The sequence below is a fragment of the Bradyrhizobium sp. WSM4874 genome, assembly GCF_055811835.1.
Genome location: NZ_JBVVPR010000006.1, coordinates 37,195 through 56,709 on the forward strand (window position 1 = coordinate 37,195; position 19,515 = coordinate 56,709).

The 19,515-nt window shown below is 63.3% G+C and carries 19 protein-coding genes; 8 read left to right on the forward strand and 11 right to left on the reverse strand.

Annotated elements, in window-relative coordinates; translation table 11 throughout:
- Positions 1–34 precede the first annotated feature (34 nt).
- A complete protein-coding gene (locus AC0L3P_RS08220; RefSeq protein WP_473301548.1) occupies positions 35–1,285 on the forward strand; it encodes a NupC/NupG family nucleoside CNT transporter in 1,251 nt (416 codons plus the stop codon).
- Positions 1,286–1,411: 126 nt separating this feature from the next.
- Here the strand turns inward: AC0L3P_RS08220 and AC0L3P_RS08225 are convergent, their stop codons facing one another.
- Both AC0L3P_RS08225 and AC0L3P_RS08230 read right to left on the reverse strand, forming a co-directional pair.
- Positions 1,412–2,482, reverse strand: a complete 1,071-nt coding sequence (locus tag AC0L3P_RS08225) for a threonine aldolase family protein (protein ID WP_473301549.1) — start codon at positions 2,480–2,482, stop codon at positions 1,412–1,414.
- 27 nt (positions 2,483–2,509) lie between these two features.
- Entirely contained in the window at positions 2,510–3,562 is a 1,053-nt protein-coding gene (locus tag AC0L3P_RS08230; RefSeq protein ID WP_473301550.1) for an amino acid ABC transporter substrate-binding protein, read from the reverse strand.
- A gap of 21 nt (positions 3,563–3,583) precedes the next feature.
- Between AC0L3P_RS08230 and AC0L3P_RS08235 the strand changes: the two genes are divergently transcribed.
- Both AC0L3P_RS08235 and AC0L3P_RS08240 read left to right on the forward strand, forming a co-directional pair.
- Positions 3,584–4,504 (forward strand): LysR substrate-binding domain-containing protein, encoded by a 921-nt coding sequence (locus tag AC0L3P_RS08235; RefSeq protein WP_473301551.1) that lies wholly within the window; start codon positions 3,584–3,586, stop codon positions 4,502–4,504.
- A gap of 148 nt (positions 4,505–4,652) precedes the next feature.
- Positions 4,653–6,779, forward strand: coding sequence for an O-linked N-acetylglucosamine transferase, SPINDLY family protein (locus AC0L3P_RS08240; RefSeq protein ID WP_473301552.1), 2,127 nt, complete (start codon positions 4,653–4,655; stop codon positions 6,777–6,779).
- A 12-nt stretch (positions 6,780–6,791) separates the two neighbouring features.
- Here AC0L3P_RS08240 and AC0L3P_RS08245 read toward each other — a convergent pair whose 3' ends face one another.
- Together AC0L3P_RS08245 and AC0L3P_RS08250 are read right to left on the reverse strand one after the other, a co-directional pair.
- Positions 6,792–7,319: a cupin domain-containing protein gene (locus tag AC0L3P_RS08245; RefSeq protein ID WP_473301553.1), complete on the reverse strand. Its 528-nt coding sequence runs from the start codon at positions 7,317–7,319 to the stop codon at positions 6,792–6,794.
- A 148-nt stretch (positions 7,320–7,467) separates the two neighbouring features.
- A complete protein-coding gene (locus tag AC0L3P_RS08250; RefSeq protein ID WP_007602477.1) occupies positions 7,468–7,755 on the reverse strand; it encodes an usg protein in 288 nt (95 codons plus the stop codon).
- Between the two features lie 378 nt (positions 7,756–8,133).
- Between AC0L3P_RS08250 and AC0L3P_RS08255 the strand changes: the two genes are divergently transcribed.
- Positions 8,134–8,448, forward strand: coding sequence for a co-chaperone GroES (locus AC0L3P_RS08255; RefSeq protein WP_007611913.1), 315 nt, complete (start codon positions 8,134–8,136; stop codon positions 8,446–8,448).
- A 44-nt stretch (positions 8,449–8,492) separates the two neighbouring features.
- Positions 8,493–10,133, forward strand: coding sequence for a chaperonin GroEL (groL, locus tag AC0L3P_RS08260; RefSeq protein WP_007602475.1), 1,641 nt, complete (start codon positions 8,493–8,495; stop codon positions 10,131–10,133).
- Between the two features lie 241 nt (positions 10,134–10,374).
- Here the strand turns inward: groL and lepB are convergent, their stop codons facing one another.
- Complete coding sequence (lepB, locus tag AC0L3P_RS08265) at positions 10,375–11,121, reverse strand: signal peptidase I (protein ID WP_473301554.1); 747 nt, start codon at positions 11,119–11,121, stop codon at positions 10,375–10,377.
- A gap of 106 nt (positions 11,122–11,227) precedes the next feature.
- The gene (locus AC0L3P_RS08270) at positions 11,228–12,061 is read right to left on the reverse strand and encodes a LysR family transcriptional regulator (RefSeq protein ID WP_473301670.1); all 834 of its coding nucleotides are present in this window, start codon (positions 12,059–12,061) and stop codon (positions 11,228–11,230) included.
- Between the two features lie 130 nt (positions 12,062–12,191).
- Between AC0L3P_RS08270 and AC0L3P_RS08275 the strand changes: the two genes are divergently transcribed.
- From AC0L3P_RS08275 to AC0L3P_RS08285, 3 genes are all read left to right on the forward strand, one after another.
- Positions 12,192–12,785 (forward strand): cysteine hydrolase family protein, encoded by a 594-nt coding sequence (locus tag AC0L3P_RS08275; protein ID WP_473301555.1) that lies wholly within the window; start codon positions 12,192–12,194, stop codon positions 12,783–12,785.
- Between the two features lie 13 nt (positions 12,786–12,798).
- Positions 12,799–13,437 (forward strand): glutathione binding-like protein, encoded by a 639-nt coding sequence (locus tag AC0L3P_RS08280; RefSeq protein ID WP_473301556.1) that lies wholly within the window; start codon positions 12,799–12,801, stop codon positions 13,435–13,437.
- A gap of 111 nt (positions 13,438–13,548) precedes the next feature.
- On the forward strand, positions 13,549–14,901 hold the full coding sequence (locus AC0L3P_RS08285; RefSeq protein WP_473301558.1) for a caspase family protein: 1,353 nt from the start codon (positions 13,549–13,551) through the stop codon (positions 14,899–14,901).
- A gap of 18 nt (positions 14,902–14,919) precedes the next feature.
- On the opposite strand, the gene AC0L3P_RS08290 is transcribed toward AC0L3P_RS08285, so the two are convergent.
- From AC0L3P_RS08290 to AC0L3P_RS08310, 5 genes are read right to left on the reverse strand one after another with little or no spacing between them, the layout of a single operon-like run.
- On the reverse strand, positions 14,920–16,356 hold the full coding sequence (locus AC0L3P_RS08290) for an NAD-dependent succinate-semialdehyde dehydrogenase (protein ID WP_473301559.1): 1,437 nt from the start codon (positions 16,354–16,356) through the stop codon (positions 14,920–14,922).
- Positions 16,357–16,368: 12 nt separating this feature from the next.
- A complete protein-coding gene (locus AC0L3P_RS08295) occupies positions 16,369–17,028 on the reverse strand; it encodes an ATP-binding cassette domain-containing protein (protein ID WP_473301560.1) in 660 nt (219 codons plus the stop codon).
- Positions 17,029–17,730, reverse strand: a complete 702-nt coding sequence (locus AC0L3P_RS08300; protein ID WP_473301561.1) for an ABC transporter ATP-binding protein — start codon at positions 17,728–17,730, stop codon at positions 17,029–17,031.
- Positions 17,727–18,470, reverse strand: coding sequence for an ABC transporter ATP-binding protein (locus AC0L3P_RS08305; RefSeq protein ID WP_473301562.1), 744 nt, complete (start codon positions 18,468–18,470; stop codon positions 17,727–17,729). Before AC0L3P_RS08305 ends, AC0L3P_RS08300 begins: the two co-directional genes overlap by 4 nt.
- Positions 18,467–19,510 (reverse strand): branched-chain amino acid ABC transporter permease, encoded by a 1,044-nt coding sequence (locus AC0L3P_RS08310; protein WP_473301563.1) that lies wholly within the window; start codon positions 19,508–19,510, stop codon positions 18,467–18,469. Before AC0L3P_RS08310 ends, AC0L3P_RS08305 begins: the two co-directional genes overlap by 4 nt.
- Positions 19,511–19,515 lie beyond the last annotated feature (5 nt).

A 19,515-nucleotide genomic window follows, 5' to 3' on the forward strand; every position in this document is an offset into this window, starting at 1 on the left:
GAGGTGGCCATAATCATCGGGGTTTGGGGACATCATGCTGCAGCTGCAATCGGCACTCGGCATTTTCGCATTGCTGTTGATCGCCTTGGGACTGAGCGAGAATCGCCGCGCGGCCTCGCTGCGCCACGCGGCAATCGGCCTCCTCGCCACCTTCGTCACCGCGATCGTTCTCCTGAAGGTGCCCGTCGTCGCGCGCGCCTTCGGTGCCGTCAACGACGCGGTGGGCGCGATTTCGGCGGCCTCGCGCGCCGGCTCCTCCTTCGTGTTCGGCTATGTCGGCGGCGGTCCCCTGCCCTTCGACCTGAAAGCACCGGGTGCCGATTTCGTCCTGGCGTTCCAGGCGCTGCCGATCGTGCTGGTCATGAGCGTTCTGACGACGCTCTTGTTCTATTGGCGCGTGCTGCCGCCGGTGGTGCGCGGCATGGCCTGGCTGCTGGAGCGGACGCTCGGCGTCGGCGGCGCGGTCGGGCTCTCGACCGCCGCCAACATCTTTCTCGGCATGGTCGAGGCGCCGCTGTTCGTGCGGCCTTATCTCGCGCAGATGACCCGCAGCGAGATGTTCCTGGTGATGACCGGCGGCATGGCCGGCATCGCCGGCACGGTGCTGGTGCTGTATGCGACGCTCCTTGCTCCCCTCATTCCTGACGCAGCCGCGCATTTCGTCATCGCCTCGGTGCTGGGTGCGCCGGCCGCGATCCTGGTCAGCTTGATCATGGTGCCCGAGACATCCGACAAGCGCACCGGCGGGGCACTGGAAGATCCCGAGATGGAAGTCTCAGGCACGATGGACGCGATCGTGAAAGGGACCGGCGCGGGGATCGAGCTGCTGATCAACATCGTCGCCATGTTGCTGGTGCTGGTGGCGCTGGTCTACCTCGTCAATGCGGTCCTCGGCCTGCTGCCTGATATCGGCGGCGCCGCGATCTCGTTGCAGCGCCTGCTCGGCCTCGTGATGGCGCCGGTGTGCTGGCTGATGGGATTGCCGTGGGACCAGGCGATCACCGCCGGCAGCCTGATGGGAACGAAAACCGTGCTCAACGAGCTGATCGCCTATGTCGACTTCTCGAAGCTGCCGCCCGGCACCCTCGATCCGCGTTCGCGCCTGATCATGCTCTATGCGATGTGCGGCTTCGCCAATTTCGCCAGCCTAGGCATCATGATCGGCGGTCTCGGCGTGATGGCGCCGGAACGGCGCGAGGAAATCAACGCGCTCGGGCTGAAGTCGATCGTGTCGGGAACGCTGACGACGTGTCTGATGGGAGCGGTGGTGGGCGTGCTGACGTAGTAACGATCTCGTAGCCCGGATGGAGCGCAGCGCAATCCGGGAAAGTCTATCCTCGCAAGCAGCGGCCCTGGATTTCGCTGCGCTCCATCCGGGCTACAGGAGACGCGATTCACATCGTCGGATGCGCTAAGCCAAAACTCCAGCCACGGTGCGAAATGCCATGACCGCGCGATCAATATCCGCATCATCGATATGGCGATGGGTCACACAACGCAAGCGATGCTTGCCCCAAGGCCTCGCCCTCAGGCCCGCCTCTTCGAGAGCCCCCGACCACACGGCGCTGTCGCGCCCGGAGAGAGAGACATCAACCTGCACGATATTCGTCTGCGGGATTGTCGCGCTGATCTTTGGATGCATCCCGTTCAACGCATCACTCAGGGCTCGCGCACGCCGGTGATCCTCCGCCAGATGCGTCCCCATGACCTGAACCGCCTCCAGGCCGGCCGCAGCCAGGATGCCGATCTGGCGCTGCGTGCCTCCCAGCATGCGGCGAAACCTGCGGCTGCTGTCGATCACCGCGCGCGGCCCGGCGAGCACGGCACCGGCGGGTGCGCTCAGGCCCTTCGACAGACACAGAGAAACCGTGTCGCAATGTCTCGCAACCTCGGCCGGCGCCGTTTCAAGCGCGACGGCGGCGTTGAACAGGCGGGCGCCATCGAGATGCACCGGGACACCGCGGGCCGAGGCCATGGCGTGCACGGCGTGCATATGATCCAGCGGCAATACGGCGCCGCTCGCGTTGTTGTGCGAGGTTTCCATCGCGACAAGAGCGGTCCCGAGCTTGAGCCCTTCGCCTTGCAAGGCGTCCTCCAGTAAATTCAGGTCCATTGCGCCGGCGGTGCCGGCAATTGCGAGGTAGAACTGCCCGGTAAACGTCGCCGCCCCGCGTTCCGAGGTGTACATGTGGGCATTCGATTCCAGCACGATCTGTTCGCTGCGCTGCGACTGCGCCAGCGTCGCCAGCAGATTGGCCATCGTGCAGCTCGGCACAAACAGACCGGCGTCCTTGCCCAACGCCGCAGCTGCGACGGCCTCCAGTTCCTGCACCGTGGGATCACCGTCCAGCCCGTCATCGCCGAGCGGTGCAGAGGCCATGCGGGCATACATCGCCTCGGTCGGCTTGGTGACAGTATCGCTGCGCAGGTCGATGGGTGGCAACCCGGCGCCCGCCGGATTCGTGTCGTGTTGATGTGCCATTGCGAGACCTCTAGAGCGCTTGTCGCGTCATTCGTAGACTGCCGGGTCGCCGGAATCGGTCGGGTTGGCCAGCGCCCGCTTGAGGGCGGCGCTCATCGGAAATTTCAGGTTGAGGCCATGCGGCGGGATTGGTGAATTGAAATATTTGTCGTAGAGCGCCGCAATCTGCCCGCTCTTCATCAGGTCGATCACGGCGTCGTCGACCATCTTCTTGAAAGCAGGATCATCCTTCGGTTCGACGATACCATAGGGCGCCGTCTCGAGACTCTTGCTACCGATCAGGAATTCATCCGGCGTTCTGGACGAGGCCACCGTGGCAAAGGCGAGACCGTCATCGTTGGCGGTGCCGGCCACCCGGCCCGTCGACACCAACAAGAAGGTCTCGGCGGTGTCCTTTGCCGGCACCACTGTGATGCCGAGATTGTCCTTGGCATTGATCAGCGTAATCACCTTGAAGGTCTGGCCGCCGGCTTGGGCGGCGATGGCCTTGCCACGAAACGAAGCCGGGTCGTTGACATCGACCCCGCCATCCTTGCGCGCGACGAGGACAACCTGCGCAACGAAGGTGGTGGGAGCAAAGGCAACGAGTTTATGCCGCTCGACATTATTGGTCGTGTTGCCGCATTCGAGGTCGATCGTACCGTTGGCGAGCAGCTGAATACGTGTCGCCGAGGTTATGGGGTTATAGCGAATCTCGAGCTTGGGAAGCTTGAGGGCCGTCTTGATCGCCTGCACCACCTGTTCACAGATTTCCACGGTGTAACCGATCGGCTTCTGGTTACCGTCGAGATAGGCGAAGGGCACCGAGGTCTCGGGGTACCCCAACGTGATCGAGCCGCTCTCACTGATCTTGTCCAGCCGGCTCGCACCCTGCGCCATGGCCTCGCTGGAAAGAAGAACACCAGCGACAGTCGCCGCGGCCAGTGCCTTGATCATTGTCGCTTTCATATGTCCCCTCTTGTCGCGAATGTCCGTAACACCGTCCACGGTGGGTGAGCACCCACAGGACAGCTCCGTGCGAACGGCTTCATGCTCTGGACTATCGTCCAAAAGCTCGATCTGATGAAATTCCAGTTTCATACTCTCCTATACGGATTTGATATGGCTACCAGACGCATGGGCCTGAAGCATGTGGAGGCTTTTCGGGCAGTCTTCGTGACGGGATCGATGACGCAGGCGGCTCAGCGCATGCATACCTCGCAGCCCCAGATCAGCCGGCTGATCGGACAGCTGGAAGCGATCACACAATTCCCGCTGTTCGACCGCAGTGGCGGCCGCCTCCGCCCGACGGTGGACGGATCGCGCTTTTTCCAGGAGGTCGAGAAGACTTTCATCGGCTTGGCGGGACTGGAGGCCAGCGCAACCAGCATCCGCTCGTTCGGCATGGGTCGGTTAAGCGTTGCGGCGATGCCGCGCCTGGCCGGCGGCCTGCTGACACGCATCGCGGCACGCTTCAAGGTGGACTATCCGCATGTGATGATCTCGATCCGATCCGGCACGGCGAGCGCCGTGCACGACTGGGTCAGTTCCGGGCTTTGCGACACCGGATTGGCGATGCTCTACGGCGAGGTTGCGGGGGTGCATGTCGAGGCGGTGCTCAAGACCCGTTGCGTCGCGATCATGCCGAAGGCGCATCGTCTTGCGCAGAAGAAGACGCTGCGCCCTGCCGATTTCGCCGACGAGCCCTTCATCTCCTTCGCCACGGGGAGTTCACTCTACGATCGCATCGATACGATCTTCGCGCAGGCAGGCGTCACGCGCCGCATTGTTGCGGAGACCGATCTGGGCGCATCGGTCTGTGCCTTGGTCGCGGCGGGCCTTGGCATCAGCATCATCAACCCGATTGCCGCACATGACGAAAGCACTGGCGCGGCTCTGATCACGCGCCCCTTCAACCCGACTGTCCCCGTTACGATCGCACTGCTCTATCCACCTTATGCCGCGCGCGCCCGGTTGATCGATGCCTTCAGCGAATATGCTCGCAAGGTCATGAGCGCGGAACTGGGCTATCTCGAGCGGTAGTGGGCCGATCCGCCGCGAGGAAATCAACGCGCTCGGGCTTCTTGAAGCTTGTGTGAGGCTGGCGCCCTCGCAGCTCCGATGGAGCGCAGCGCAATCGTGACAATCCTTCCATGTTAATCTCGTCGGGAGATTCGGGTGGAATTGATTCATGAGCAACAGCGCAGGCCATCGGGCATTTCAAAATGCCCGGCTTCAGAAACGGCAAAAAGCCGAGATAGGGCCATTGCTCGCGCGCGCCCTCCAGCTGCACAAGGCGGGACTTCTCCCTGAGGCCAAGACGGCCTATCGCGAACTCCTGGAGCTCGCGCCCAACCAATTCATCGCGCTGCATCTGCTCGGCGCTTTGGAGTCCGAAGCCAAAAACTATCAGCAAGCTCAAGTTCTGCTGAGCCGAGCGGTTGCCGTGGATCCGCGATCTGCCGAAGCTCATATGAGTTTGGGCGTCGCGCTCAACGGGCTAAAACGTCACAACGATGCCCGCGAGAGCTATCGGAAGGCCCTGGCCTTGCGACCCAATTACGCCTTAGCGCTATCCAATCTCGGGAACGCGAGCGCGGCCCTCGAACTTTACCAGGAAGCGCTCGAGAGCTACGACAAGGCGCTCTCAATCGACGGAAGACTTTCCGAAGCCCATAACGGCCGGGGTTGGGCGCTCTGCCGTTTGCGCGCCTATGACGAGGCGATCGCAAGCTTAAACCGCGCGCTATCGATCAAGCCTGACTATGCCTCGGCGTTGTCGACCCGCGCCGTTGCTTTGCGAGAACTTCAGCGATTTGACGAAGCCATGGCGGATTGCAATCGAGCAATCGCGCTTGCACCCGGTGACGCGAATGGATGGCTGTGGCGGGCCAGTATCTTGCTCCTGACCCGGCAAGTTGCCGAAGCACTGTCCGATTGCGAGAAGGCTCTCGCGACCGATCCCGGCTTCGCTCAGGCCCACAGCCTGCTCGGCCAATGTCTCGCGGCACTTGGCCGGGTCGACGAAGCCCTCGCCAGTTTCGACAGAGCTACCGACATCGAGCCTGATCAGAGCACGATCTCGAGCAAGATATTCACCCTCGATTTTGTGGCCGACGCCAGCGTTGCGCAGCATCAGCAAGCGCGACACGTATGGTGGGAGCAGATCGGTGCGAAGATCGCCTCAGAAGCGGCGGCACCGCATGAGAACGGCCGCGATCCAAATCGCCGTCTGGTGCTGGGTTATGTCTCGTCGGATTTTCACGCACATTCGGCGGCGTTCATTTTCAAGCCGGTCCTGCAGCACCATGATCGGGCACAGTTCGAGATCGTGTGCTATGCTTGTTCAGCGAAAACGGATGCGACGACTCGCGAATTTCAGGGGATCGCCGATCGCTGGCGCGACGCCTCACAATGGTCCGACGATCGCCTTGCCGCTCAGATCCGCGCCGACGGCATCGATATCCTGATCGATCTGTCCGGCCACACCAGCGGAAACCGCCTCGGTGTGTTTGCGCGCAAGCCGGCACCTGTCCAGGCGCATGGCTGGGGCCACGGTACCGGCACCGGGTTGCCAACGATCGATTATCTATTCTCGGACCCGGTCGCAATACCTGTCGCGGTTCGGCACCTGTTTGCGGAGACCATCGTAGACCTGCCGTGCTTCGTGACGCTGGCGCCGCTGCCGGCCGGGATTGCTCGGGCGCCGACGCCGGCGATTGCGAACGGCTTAATCACATTCGGTGTTTTCAACCGCATTAGCAAGATTTCGAACGAGGCGGTGGAAGTCTGGTCCAGGATTCTCGAGCGGGTGCCGGGTTCGCGACTGCTGATCAAGGATACTGCGCTGGACGCTCAGCTGGTCCGCGACAATCTGCTGGCGCGGTTTGCCGCTTGCCGGCTGCCGGCCGAACGCGTCGATCTGCTCGGAGCCACGTCACGAGACGAACATCTGGCAGCGTTCAATCGCGTCGATATTGGCCTCGATCCATTCCCGCAGAATGGCGGCGTCAGCACGTGGGAAGCCTTGCAGATGGGCGTGCCGGTGGTGGCGAAGCTCGGTCACAGCCTGCCGAGCCGTGCTGCCGGTTCCATCCTCACCGCGCTGGGCCTGCCGGAGTGGGTCGCGGAGAGCGATGAGGCCTATGTCGAAATCGCAGCGAGCCGTGGGTTGCAGATCGGCGAGCTCGATAAGTTGCGCGGCGAACTGCCCGGGCAGATCAGGGCTGCCGCCGCCGGCAACCCCGTCTCATACGCGCAAGCGGTGGACGATGCCTATCGCGCGATGTGGAAACGCTATTGCAACGACGGCGGCTGATCTCCGCCTCGTCTACGCCTTCAACTCCACCGTCCTGAACTCCGCCGGCAGGATCACCTCCAGCAGCTCGACGTCGTCCGAATAGTCCAGGATCATGTGCTTGATTTTCGGCGGCTGGGTCCAGGCGCTGCCTTCCTTCATCAGCGTCTCGCCCTCTCCATCCATATAGGTCTTCACCCAGCCCTTGAGCACGTAGACCATCTGGAATTCGACGTCGTGGAAGTGCAGCTTCGACACCTCGTCCGGATTGCAAGGGCCTTGCAGCCGGATCACGTGCGCCTGCGCGAGGCCGTGGCTCGCCGCGGCGATGCCGAGATCGCGATACTTCGCGTAGGTGCGCAGACCGTCGGCCTTGAAGTCTTCCTCGCGGTGATGGCTGATGGCGATGCGCTGCTTGGGACGCGCCGGTTTTTTCGGAGTCGCAACGCGCGCTTTCGCCTTCACCGCCTTGCGCGCTACTGATCTGGTCGCGGCCTTGGCTCCGCTCCGCTTCTTCACCGCGACTTGCGATGCGCTGCGCGATTTTGCCTTCTTGGCCATGGGCGGCCTCCCCTGTTGTGATGGGGAGAGGCTAGCACAGAATGCGAAATCGTAGGGTAGGTTAGCGCTAGCGTAACCCACCGCTTCTTTCGCGACTGTTGAAGCAGTGTGGGTTACGCTGACGCTAAACCACCCTACAGCTCTGCCTTCAATGCAACCTGAATACGCCGTCCACCGCGCGCAGCTCGGCCGGTTTGATCAGCTTGGAATGCGCGACCGTGACCGAGAATAGCGGACCGTCGAGCTTCTTCTGCCAGAACGCCAGGAAATCCGTCAGCGCTGGAAATTTCGGAAACATGTCGTAGTTCTGCCAGACATAGGTCTGGAGCAGCGAGCGATGATCCGGCATCCGGTAGAGAATTTCGGCCGTCGTCAGCCCGTAACCCAGCACCTGTTTCCGGAAGTCGTCGGAAACAACCCCAACTCGCGAGACCATGCCAACCTCCTTTGCAGGAGCGCATATTCAAGGGGTGGCTTTCCGGTACGCGCCCTACGAGCCACCCGGTGGAGATGCGCTCACATGAGTGAAATGTGACGCAAACTGACAATCCATCTCAAGCCCAAAAGTTTAACAAGCTGTTGAAATTCAATGCGTTAGCAGCAGATGCGGCTCCGTGCTAATACGGGCGCCGAGCGCGATTAACGATGGAAAGAGATTTTGGCAGGCAGCGCTTCCGAGTGCTATTTTTCTGCTACAAGCCCTTGCTCCCGCCAAAATCCTGCCTTATCTCAGCTGTGCCTGTGCTAGCACTCGCCGGCACAGACTGCTAACAATCCAAAATGCCCAACTCGTGCAAAAGCTTAGGAGAACTGCATGAATTTCCGTCCGCTTCACGACCGCGTCGTGGTCAAGCGCATCGACGCAGAAGAGAAGACCGCTGGCGGCATCATCATTCCCGACACGGCGAAGGAAAAGCCCTCGCAGGGCGAGATCGTCGCCGTCGGCCCGGGTGGCCGCGACGAAGCTGGCAAGCTGATCCCGATCGACCTGAAGGTCGGCGACCGCGTGCTGTTCGGCAAGTGGTCCGGCACCGAGGTCAAGATCGACAACGTCGACCTGCTGATCATGAAGGAAAGCGACATCATGGGCGTCCTCGACGTCCCCGCTTCCAAGAAGAAGGCGGCCTAAGAGCCCCTCTCTTATCCAGTTAAACACCTAAGGAAAAAATCCAGATGGCAGCTAAAGAAGTCAAATTCTCCGTCGATGCACGCGACAAGATGCTTCGCGGCGTCGACATTCTCGCCAACGCGGTGAAGGTCACGCTCGGTCCGAAGGGCCGCAACGTCGTGCTCGACAAGTCGTTCGGCGCTCCCCGCATCACCAAGGACGGCGTCACCGTCGCCAAGGAGATCGAGCTCGAAGACAAGTTCGAGAACATGGGCGCGCAGATGGTGCGCGAAGTCGCTTCGAAGTCCGCTGACGCGGCCGGCGACGGCACCACCACCGCCACCGTGCTGGCCCAGGCGATCGTGCGCGAAGGCGCCAAGTCGGTTGCCGCCGGCATGAACCCGATGGACCTGAAGCGCGGTATCGACCTCGCGGTCGAAGCCGTCGTTGCGGACCTCGTCAAGAACTCCAAGAAGGTCACCTCGAACGACGAGATCGCCCAGGTCGGCACCATCTCGGCCAACGGTGACGCGGAGATCGGCAAGTTCCTCGCCGACGCCATGAAGAAGGTCGGCAACGAGGGTGTCATCACCGTCGAGGAAGCCAAGTCGCTCGAGACCGAGCTCGACGTCGTCGAGGGCATGCAGTTCGACCGCGGCTACATCTCGCCCTACTTCGTCACCAACGCCGACAAGATGCGCGTTGAGATGGACGACGCCTACATCCTCATCAACGAGAAGAAGCTCTCCTCGCTGAACGAGCTGCTGCCGCTGCTCGAGGCCGTGGTGCAGACCGGCAAGCCGCTGGTCATCGTCGCCGAGGACGTCGAAGGCGAAGCACTTGCGACCCTGGTCGTGAACCGTCTCCGTGGCGGCCTGAAGGTCGCGGCCGTCAAGGCTCCGGGCTTCGGCGATCGCCGCAAGGCCATGCTGCAGGACATCGCGATCCTGACCGGTGGCCAGGCGATCTCGGAAGATCTCGGCATCAAGCTCGAGAACGTCACGCTCAACATGCTCGGTCGCGCCAAGAAGGTGATGATCGACAAGGAGAACACCACGATCGTCAACGGCGCCGGCAAGAAGGCCGACATCGAAGCGCGCGTGGCGCAGATCAAGGCGCAGATCGAGGAGACCACCTCGGACTACGACCGTGAGAAGCTCCAGGAGCGTCTTGCCAAGCTCGCGGGCGGCGTCGCGGTGATCCGCGTCGGCGGCGCGACCGAGGTCGAGGTGAAGGAGCGCAAGGATCGCGTTGATGACGCGATGCATGCGACCCGCGCTGCGGTCGAGGAAGGTATCGTTCCTGGCGGCGGCGTGGCCCTGCTCCGTGCCTCCGAGCAGCTCAAGGGCCTGCGCACCAAGAACGACGACCAGAAGACCGGCGTCGAGATCGTGCGCAAGGCGCTCTCCGCGCCCGCTCGCCAGATCGCGATCAACGCCGGTGAAGACGGTTCCGTGATCGTCGGCAAGGTCCTCGAGAACAAGTCGTACGCCTATGGCTTCGACTCCCAGACCGGCGAATATGTCGATCTCGTCAAGAAGGGCATCATCGACCCGACGAAGGTGGTCCGTACCGCGATCCAGAACGCAGCCTCGGTTGCGGCTCTCTTGATCACCACGGAAGCCATGGTCGCCGAGCTGCCCAAGAAGGGCGGCGCCGGTCCGGCGATGCCCCCGGGCGGCGGCATGGGCGGCATGGACTTCTAAGTCCAGCCATTCCGACAAACGACAAAATGCGAAACCCCGGCAGCGATGCCGGGGTTTTTGTTTTTGCAGGATCGCTTCGCGCGCCCCATGATCACAGCCCTTAGCCCGGATGGAGCGCCGCGCAATCCGGGGCACCGTGTCCGGCGCGGGCAGTTCTCCTGGATTACGCTGCGCTCCATCCAGGCTACGAACTCATGTCATGCAGGCGCCGCGCACTGCCCCCGGAATGGCGGGGCGGGCCTCACCACACCTTCCCCAGCCGCTCCAGATGCGGCTCGCCATGTTGGTCTAGCGACCAGAATATCCGCGTCACCCTGCCGACCAGATTGTCCATCGGCACGAATCCGATCGACGACATCACGCGGCTGTCGCTCGAGTTGTCGCGATTGTCCCCGAGCACGAAGAAATGTCCCGGCGGCACCGTGTAGACGTCGGTGTTGTCGTAGTAGCCGTTGTCGACGCAGTCCTGCGTGACGTAGGACGCGCCGTTCGGCAGCGTCTCGCGCCAGCGCTTGGCCTTCGCACCGTCATCCACGCCGCAGGTGGAGCCGGCAACCACCGCCTTCAGGGAAACGCGTGTCACCGGGCGGTCGTTGAGGATGAGCTGGCCCTGCCGCATCTGGATGCGATCACCGGGCAGCCCGACCACGCGCTTGACATAGTCAACCGAGGTATCCTTTGGCGTCCGGAACACGACGATGTCGCCATACGCGGGCTCGGTGGCCCGGAAACGCCCAGAGATCCATGACGGCGCGAAAGGAAACGAATAGCGGCCATAGCCATAGGCATATTTTGCGGCAAAGACGTAGTCGCCGACCACCAGCGTCGGCGTCATCGAGCCGGACGGGATGTTGAACGGCTGGAACAGGAAGAAGCGAAACAGGAACGGCGGCGACCACAGCACCGGTATCAGGAGGATCAGGATGACGATCGCCTTCCATTCCCGCACCTGGGGCTGCGGGTGGATGGTTTCCTGGAGAGTGGTCATGCGCCTGCCCTGATCAAGCCCGTAGCCGTTGCGAGATTACGCACCCTCACGCGCGCAACCCCATAGCTTGGTCGCGCCGCGCGCGGATCGCGTTCACGGGTCGCAATCAGCCGCGCGCGAGATCGCTGAAGCAGCGGCGGATCCATTCGATGGTGAGCCGCGTCGCCGGATCGCGCTTGAGATGGTTCTGCACCAGCAGCCAGACGTCGCGGTGCCCAGGCAGCAGTGTGGCGCGCAGGCGGCGATCGCCGAGCAAGTCCGCGCAGACGTGCTCCGGCAACACGCCGGCGGTCTGATGCGCACGGATCAGGTTACGGATGACGCGAACGTTGTCCGTAACGCAGCGCGCGCGGGCTTTCTTCGTGCCCAGGAATTGCATCTCGGGAATGGCACCGAGCTCGTCGGGATAGGCGCACAGCATCGGCTCGCCCTCGGTCGTAACAGGCTCGAAATAATAGAGCTTGACGTCACCGAGTCTGGAGATCGCGAAGTCGCCCTTGTCGGGCTTGCGCAGCCGGATAGCGAGATCGGCTTCCCAGCGCGAGAACTTGACGTTCTCGCTCGAGGTGAGGAATTGCAGCGTCAGGCCCGGATTGGCGCGCAGGAAGTCGCTCGCGCGCGGCGACAGGACCTCCTCGGCGACCGTGTTGGTGGAGGCGATACGCAGGCGTCCCACCGGCCCTGACAGACTCTCGCCGACGCGACCGATCTCGGCGGCATGTGCGGCCATCGCCTCGACATGCGCCAGCACGGCCTCGCAAGCCCGCGTCGGCCGGCGCTGGCCGTCCACCGCATCGAATAGCGGCACGCCGAGATCACGCTGGATGCGTGCGAGCCTGCGGCCGACGGTGGTCTCGTCGATGCGCAGCCGCGCGCTGGCGCCGGCATAGGTGCCCTCGTCCCTGACGGCGGCGATGATGCGTAGATCGTCCCAGTTCATGGCGCTAACCCTAGCAGGCACGACCGGCTCCTGCAAATTTGCAGCCATATGCTGCAATAGTCCTGCACATTGGCAGGCTGCCGCCGCGCTAGTGTCGCGCATCAGATATCGCCAGGAAGGCCCGACCCGCATGACCGCCCCAAAAACCCTGCTCGAATTGTCCGGCGCCGATCTCACTCCGCCGAGGCTCGCCGATTCCTGCCTCGTCCTGATCGACATCCAGAACGAATATTGCGCCGGCCCGCTCGCCTTACCGGATGCGGAGCCCGCGATCGCCGCCGCCGCGCGCCTGCTCGCGCGGGCGAGGGCGAGCGGCGCTGCAATCTTCCATATCGCGCACAAGGGACGTGCCGGCAGCCTGTTCGACCGCGAGGCCGCGCGCGGCGCGATCGTCAGGAACGTGGCGCCGCTCGCCGGCGAAGCCGTGATCGAAAAGGCGCTGCCGAACGCTTTTGCCGGCACCGACCTGCAGGTCCGGCTGGCCGCAACCGGACGCACCAACATCGTGCTGGCCGGTTTCATGACTCATATGTGCATCAGTTCGACCGCCCGCGCCGCGCTCGACCTCAGCCTGCGCACGACGATCGCAGCCGATGCCTGCGCCACACGAGATCTTCCCGATGGCCGCGGCGGAGCGCTCTCCGCAAGGATCATCCACGAGGTCGCCTTGGCCGAATTGTCGGACCGGTTTGCGATCATCGCGCAAACCGAGGCGCTGACCTGAAGGAGCGTGGGCGATGCTGCAACTCTATTTCTCTCCGATGGCTTGCTCGCTTGCTAGCCGCATCGCGCTGATGGAAGCGGGCATCGAGGCCCGCTATCATCCGGTCCGTCTCCAGACCAAGCAGGTCGTCGACGACGGCAGCGATTTCCTCGGCGTTTCGCCGAAGGGCGCCGTGCCGGTCCTGGTGCTGGAGAATGGCGAACGGCTGACCGAAAGCGCGGCGGTGCTGCAATACATCGCCGATCTGAAGCCGCAGGCGGGCCTTGCACCCGCGTTCGGAGATCCCGACCGCTACCGTCTCCAGGAATGGCTGAGCTTCATCGCGGCCGAGATCCACAAGGCATTCCTGTTTCCAACCTTCTGGTACAAGGACGACGCCTCGCTCGCCAAGCCGCGTGCAAGGATAGCGCAGACATTATCGATGCCTGCGACGCATCTGGCGGACCGCGAATTCCTCGTCGGCAACAGCTTCACCGTCGCGGATGCCCACCTCACCTGGGCTTTGCTGCTGCTCCGGCCGGCGGGCGTCGACATCGCGCAATGGCCATCGTTGTCGGCGTACCTCGCGCGCATGCAGGCGCGACCGGCCGTGCGGGACGCGATTGCGACCGAAATGGCTGTGCGCAAGACGATGGTGGCGAGCCCGGCGTGACAGGATGTCACGGCCGCGAAATCCGAGCGTTTTCTCTGGCAGGGCATTGATGTCGGCGCGGCATGCGCTAATCTGGAAGGATATTTTTCGACATTTCCTTGGAAGGCGTTCATGCGTGCTCTTTCCAGATTTTGCCCGGCCGGACTTTGCCTCACCCTCCTGGCCTGCTGGCTTTTCCTTGCACCTGCATCGGCGGAAACCCGCGTCGCGCTGGTGATCGGCAATGGCGCCTATGCCAGTACGGCGAAGCTTCCCAATCCGTCGCACGATGCCGAAGACGTCGCCGCCTCGCTTAAGCGCAGCGGCTTCGAGGTGCTCCAGGGCATCGACCTGCGCCAGGCCGACATGCAGGACCTCACCATTCGTTTCGCGCGCGCCGCGAGCAAGGCCGACGTCGCCATGTTCTACTACAGCGGCCATGCGATGCAGTACAACGGCGTGAACTATCTGATGCCTGTCGACGCCGTGCTGAGCGATGAAGCCGACCTGAAGCGTTTCGTGCGGGTCGACGACATCGTGAACGATCTGCAGCAGGCGAAGAACCTGCGCATCCTCATCCTCGATTCCTGCCGCGACAATCCGCTGGCCGAAACCTTGAAACGCTCCGCCGGCATGACGCGCGCCGCCTCGATCGGGCGGGGCTTGTCGAAAGTCGAAGCACCGCGCGGCACGATCGTGTCGTTCTCAACCCAGTCCGGGCAGACCGCGGCCGATGGCAGCGGTCGCAACAGCCCCTATACGACGGCGTTCCTGAAGCACATCGAGGAGCCGCAGGAGATCGGCGAGGTCTTTCGCGATATCAGCAGCGACGTCTACGATTCCAGCGGCAAGACCCAACTCCCGGAGCTGTCGCTGTCGATCATCGGCAAGTTCTACCTGAACGGACCCGTGTCGGTCACGGTGGCGCCAGCGGCTCCACAAGCCGCACCCCGGGCTGACCCTTGCGCGGCAGCAGAGGCGCACTGGAAGGCCGCGGACGGCATCGGCACGCTTGGGGCCTACGAGGACCATCTCACGAGATTTCCGAATTGCATCTTCGCCACGCTTGCCAAGGCGCGAATTGAAGGCCTGAAGCAGAAGGTGGCGCTCGCGCCGGCAACCGGCAATCCCCGTAGCACCAGGGACTTCGACGGCAATTGGGACGTGACGTTGAACTGCCCGCCTACCGGCAAGGCGCAGGGCTTCACCCGAGCCCTGTCTGCCACGGTCGCGAACGGCGTGTTTCACGCTGACGCTCAGAGCCAGGGCGCCGTCAACCGCCTGGAGATCGATGGTCAGATCCCCGCGGACGGCAAGACGACTTTGAGCGCGCGCGGTACGACGGGGGCGAGCACCTACACCCTCAACAACCTCGCGCCCGGCTCGCCCTACGCCTTTACGGTCGATGCGCAGTTCGATCGCACCCGCGGCACCGGCAAGCGTAACGAGGCGCGCGCCTGCGGCCTCGTTTTCGTCAAGCGCTAGCCGCGCATCGTCCGGCGTTCACACGCCGCTCTGGCTAATGAACTTGGTATTGAAATAGCCCTCCATTGCCTCGGTGCCGCCTTCCGAGCCGTAGCCGGAATCCTTGATGCCGCCGAACGGCACTTCGGGTAGCGCGAGACCAAAACTGTTGATCGACATCATGCCGGCTTCGACCGCCGAACCGATCGCGGCCGCCGTCTTCGCCGAGCTGGTGAAGGCATAGGACGCCAGCCCGAACGGCAGCCGGTTGGCCTCCTCGACCACCTCGTCGAACGACGAGAAGCGCGAGATCAGCGCGAGCGGGCCGAACGGCTCCTCGTTCATGGCACGCGCATCCTTCGGCACGTCGCTCACCACGGTCGGCTCGAAGAAATGGCCCTTGTTGCCGACGCGTTTGCCGCCGGTCTCGAGTTTTGCGCCTTTGCCGACGGCATCCTGCACCATGCCCTCGATGGCGGTGACGCGGCGTGGATTGGCGAGCGAGCCCATTTTGGATTCGGGATCGAGGCCGTTGCCGACCTTGAACGCCTTGGCGCTGTCGACAAACGTGTCGACGAATTCACGAAACACATCATCCTGCACGAGCATCCGCGTCGGCGAGATGCAAACCTGCCCGGCGTTGCGATATTTGGCTGCCGCCAGAATCTTCGCGGCCGATGCGACGTCGGCGTCCTTGAAAACGATCGCCGGCGCATGACCGCCGAGCTCCATGGTGGCGCGCTTCATGTGCAGGCCAGCGAGCGCATTGAGCTGCTTGCCGACATGGGTCGAGCCCGTGAACGAGATCTTGCGGATCACCGCATGCGGAATGAGATATTCGGAGATCTCCGAGGGCACACCGTAGACCAGGTTTATGACGCCATCGGGCACGCCAGCGTCCGCAAACGCACGGATCAGCTGTGCGGGCGAGGCCGGCGTCTCCTCCGGGGCCTTGACGATGATCGAGCAGCCGGCGCCGAGAGCGGCGGAGAGCTTGCGCACGACCTGATTGATCGGAAAATTCCAGGGCGTGAACGCCGCGACGGGGCCGACCGGCTCCTTCATCGCGAGCTGGTAGATGCCCGGCCCCCGCGCGGGGATCAGCCGGCCATAAGCGCGTTTGGATTCCTCTGCGAACCACTCGATCACATCGGCGGCAGCCATTGCCTCCATCCTGGCCTCGCCAAGAGTCTTGCCCTGCTCCATCGTGAGCAGCGGCGCAATCTCGTCATTGCGCTCGCGCATGATCGCGGCCGCCTTGCGCATGATGCGGCAGCGCTCGAAGGGGGCAACGTTTCGCCAGATCTTGAAGCCAGCACTGGCTGCGGCCAGCGCCTGGTCGAGGTCGGACCGCCCGGCATGGGCGACGGTTCCGATCACCTCTTCGGTCGCGGGATTGCGCACCTCGATCACCTTGCCCGAATGGGCCGGTCGCCATTTGCCGCCAATGAAAAGCTGGGTGTTCGAATAGGCCAACGGATTCTCCCTTTAGGTCGAGCTGTGAACGGCGCCGTGACAAATCGCATCCGCCGCCTTTGTCATTTCCGGCCCGAGATAAGAGCGACAGCGCGGATCTGCGACGAGAGCGCCGAAATTCGCCACGGGTGTCACCCCACCGCCGGCCACGAACAGGAATCGCCCGGCGATCTCGGCGAGGATGTCGAGGTGCCAGGCCGCCGTCGGATGCATGCAGAGAATGACCAGCCGGCCCTCGTCGCGCAGCTTGCGGAAGAAATCGAGCATGAAGCCGATATAGCCATCCTGCAGATTGAACTGCGGTTCATCGAACAGGTGAACCAGCGGCGTCCGGGTCGGCGACGGCGCCAGGAAGGCGGACGGAATGCGCTTGCGAAAGCGCCGGACCTGATACGACTGGTGATAGTGGATCGCGAGCCGGTCGCGCTCGCGATATTTGACGCCATGGATATCGGTGCCCGCAACCAGCACGCGCCCCGAGGTCGGTGCGTTCGAGCCCGTCATCATTTCGAACAAGGTGGTCTTGCCGGCCCCATTCGGGCCGACGACACCGACGATTTCAGGCTCCTCCAGCGACAGGCTTGCCTGTAGCGAGAATGTCGGTCGGCGGATCACGCGGCCCCGCGTATAGACCTTCCGAACGTCGTCAAGAACGAGCAGCGGTGCGGCCATTTATTGTACTCCCAGCAAGCGCTGACGAAGCCCGCGATCATCGCGCAAGGCCGCGGCCTCCCCGGTCCAGACGATCCGGCCGCGATCGATCACCGCGGCATGGTCTGCGACCGATAGCGCGATCTCGGCGTTCTGCTCCACGACCAGCGAGGCAATGCCCCCTTCCTTCATGCGCAAGATCGTCGCGAGCACGTCGCCGACGATTTTCGGCGCCAGTCCCTGGCTCGGCTCATCGAATAGCACCAGTCCCGGCGAGCCGACCAGCGCGCGGGCGATCGCCACCATCTGCATTTCACCACCCGACAGATTTTCGCAGTCGCGCTCCATGAGATATTCGAGCGGTGAAAAGATCGCGGCGGCCTCCTTGACGCTCCAGTGGCGAAAGCGCGTGCGCTTTTGCGCGATCGACAGGTTGCGCGCGACCGTCAATGTCGGGCACAGCCGGCGGTCGTCGGGCACCCAGCCGATGCCGGCGCGGGCAATCTCGTGGGTCGGATCGCGCGTGACGTCGTGGCCGTCGAAACAAACGGAGCCGCGGCGCGGCCGCGTCAGCCCGAGAATCGAGCGGAGCATGGTCGTCTTGCCGGCGCCGTTGGGGCCGAGCAGCGCAAACACCTTGGCGTGCTCGATGGCGAGCGATGCGCCGAACAGCGCCTGGGTCTCGCCGTAGAAGGTATCGACCGCGTCCACTTCGAGGATCATGCGAACTTCCCGAGATTGGAGCGCCGAACCCATTCGTTCTGCTGCAGTTCGTGTGGCGTTCCGCGTGCCACCACCTGGCCCCAATGGATGACCGAGATGCGATCAGCCAACGAGAACAGGAACTCCATATCGTGCTCGATGGCGACGATGGTCAGCCGCCCCTTCAGACGAGCGATCAGGGTTGCGAGCCGCTGCACCCCATCGGAGCCGAGGCCGGAGGTCGGCTCGTCCAGGCACAGCACACGGGGCGCCTGCGCCAGGGCGACCGCGATCTCCAGTGCGCGCCGGTCGCCATAGGACAGGTCCTTGGCGCGGATGTCGCCCTTGTCGGCAAGCCCGACCGCCGCCAGCGCTTCGGAGGACTTCGCCGCAAACCGACTATCGCCCGTCGCGGCACGTGCGACATCGTGGCCGCGGGTTCGAAACTCCGGCAGGCCCATCATGACGTTGTCACGCGCGGAAAATTCGTCGAACAGTGTCATGATCTGAAACGAGCGGGCGATGCCCTTGGCGGCGATGCGGTGCGGGCTGAGGCCCGTGACATCCTCACCGGCGAGCAGGACTCGGCCACGGTTCGGTTTCACCCGGCCGGTGAGCACATTGAAGAATGTGGTCTTGCCGGCGCCGTTCGGACCCATCACACCGTGAAACTCGCCGTCCGCGACCGCGAGATCGACGCTTTCCAGCACGACGCGATCGCCGAAGCGGACATGAACGGCTGCGGCTTCGATCATGTTCATCGCCCGCTCCCGAACAGCAGCCGCACCGCCGAGGTACCGCGCTGCCGTAAGGCGCCGATTGAATGCTGCTGCACGGCAGCCGATATCGCGCCGGCAATACCTTCGGGGCGAAACAGCACGATCGCAATGAACAGCAGACCAAAATAGAGCATCCAGGCATTGGTCAGCGCGCCGATCACGTCACGGGCGGTGAGGAAGAGAAACACCCCGATCACTGGGCCCCAGAAGCTGACAAGCCCGCCCCCGACGAGAGTCATCATCACCACGTAGCCGGATTGATGCAGGCTCATAACGTCGGGGAATGCGGCGAGCTGCGCCATGGCGAACAATCCGCCGGCAAGGCCCGAGACGGCAGCCGACAGCGCAAAGACCGCGACCTTGTAGAGCCATACGTTATACCCGAGATGGCTTGCGCGAACTTCGCTCTGCCTGATCGCAGCGACCACGCGGCCATAGGGCGAATTCACCAGCCGCCACAATGCGGCGGTGCCGATCGCAAAGACGGCGAGCACGAAATAGTAGAACGCGACATTGTCAGTGAGATCGAAAGACACGAGCCCGAAATCGGCCGGCAACCGCTTGATCTTGAGTAGGCCGTCTTCGCCGCCGGTGATCCGGTGCGATTTGATCGCCAGCGTCCAGAAGATCTGACCGAACGCAATCGTCATGAAGGCATAATAGATGCCGCGTCTGTGCGAGATGAACAACGCCACCAGCACGCCGGCGAGGCCCGCGACCGCGGCCGCGGCAATCAGACATATCCAGAGATTGGCAACGAATTCGAACTGGCAGAGACCGAACGCATAGGCGCCGATGCCGAAATAGGCACCATGACCGAACGACGGAAGTCCGGCGGTGCCCAGCACCAGGTTGAACGCGAGCGCATAGAGCGACCAGATCAGGATCTCGATCCCGAGATAGGGATAGAGCCCGATCCGCGTGATCCAGAGCGGCACCGTTGCAAGCACGAACCAGAGCACCAGCATCGTTGGCGTCACGAGGCGCGCGGCGTCCGGTGAAGATTTTGATCCCACAATCATTCCCT

Coding starts and splice junctions, on each gene's coding strand:
- AC0L3P_RS08220 (WP_473301548.1), top strand. CDS start 35: ATGCTGCAGCTGCAATCGGCACTCGGCATTTTCGCATTGCTGTTGATC.
- AC0L3P_RS08225 (WP_473301549.1), bottom strand. CDS start 2,482: ATGGCACATCAACACGACACGAATCCGGCGGGCGCCGGGTTGCCACCC.
- AC0L3P_RS08230 (WP_473301550.1), bottom strand. CDS start 3,562: ATGAAACTGGAATTTCATCAGATCGAGCTTTTGGACGATAGTCCAGAG.
- AC0L3P_RS08235 (WP_473301551.1), top strand. CDS start 3,584: ATGGCTACCAGACGCATGGGCCTGAAGCATGTGGAGGCTTTTCGGGCA.
- AC0L3P_RS08240 (WP_473301552.1), top strand. CDS start 4,653: ATGAGCAACAGCGCAGGCCATCGGGCATTTCAAAATGCCCGGCTTCAG.
- AC0L3P_RS08245 (WP_473301553.1), bottom strand. CDS start 7,319: ATGGCCAAGAAGGCAAAATCGCGCAGCGCATCGCAAGTCGCGGTGAAG.
- AC0L3P_RS08250 (WP_007602477.1), bottom strand. CDS start 7,755: ATGGTCTCGCGAGTTGGGGTTGTTTCCGACGACTTCCGGAAACAGGTG.
- AC0L3P_RS08255 (WP_007611913.1), top strand. CDS start 8,134: ATGAATTTCCGTCCGCTTCACGACCGCGTCGTGGTCAAGCGCATCGAC.
- groL (WP_007602475.1), top strand. CDS start 8,493: ATGGCAGCTAAAGAAGTCAAATTCTCCGTCGATGCACGCGACAAGATG.
- lepB (WP_473301554.1), bottom strand. CDS start 11,121: ATGACCACTCTCCAGGAAACCATCCACCCGCAGCCCCAGGTGCGGGAA.
- AC0L3P_RS08270 (WP_473301670.1), bottom strand. CDS start 12,061: ATGAACTGGGACGATCTACGCATCATCGCCGCCGTCAGGGACGAGGGC.
- AC0L3P_RS08275 (WP_473301555.1), top strand. CDS start 12,192: ATGACCGCCCCAAAAACCCTGCTCGAATTGTCCGGCGCCGATCTCACT.
- AC0L3P_RS08280 (WP_473301556.1), top strand. CDS start 12,799: ATGCTGCAACTCTATTTCTCTCCGATGGCTTGCTCGCTTGCTAGCCGC.
- AC0L3P_RS08285 (WP_473301558.1), top strand. CDS start 13,549: ATGCGTGCTCTTTCCAGATTTTGCCCGGCCGGACTTTGCCTCACCCTC.
- AC0L3P_RS08295 (WP_473301560.1), bottom strand. CDS start 17,028: ATGGCCGCACCGCTGCTCGTTCTTGACGACGTTCGGAAGGTCTATACG.
- AC0L3P_RS08300 (WP_473301561.1), bottom strand. CDS start 17,730: ATGATCCTCGAAGTGGACGCGGTCGATACCTTCTACGGCGAGACCCAG.
- AC0L3P_RS08305 (WP_473301562.1), bottom strand. CDS start 18,470: ATGAACATGATCGAAGCCGCAGCCGTTCATGTCCGCTTCGGCGATCGC.
- AC0L3P_RS08310 (WP_473301563.1), bottom strand. CDS start 19,510: ATGATTGTGGGATCAAAATCTTCACCGGACGCCGCGCGCCTCGTGACG.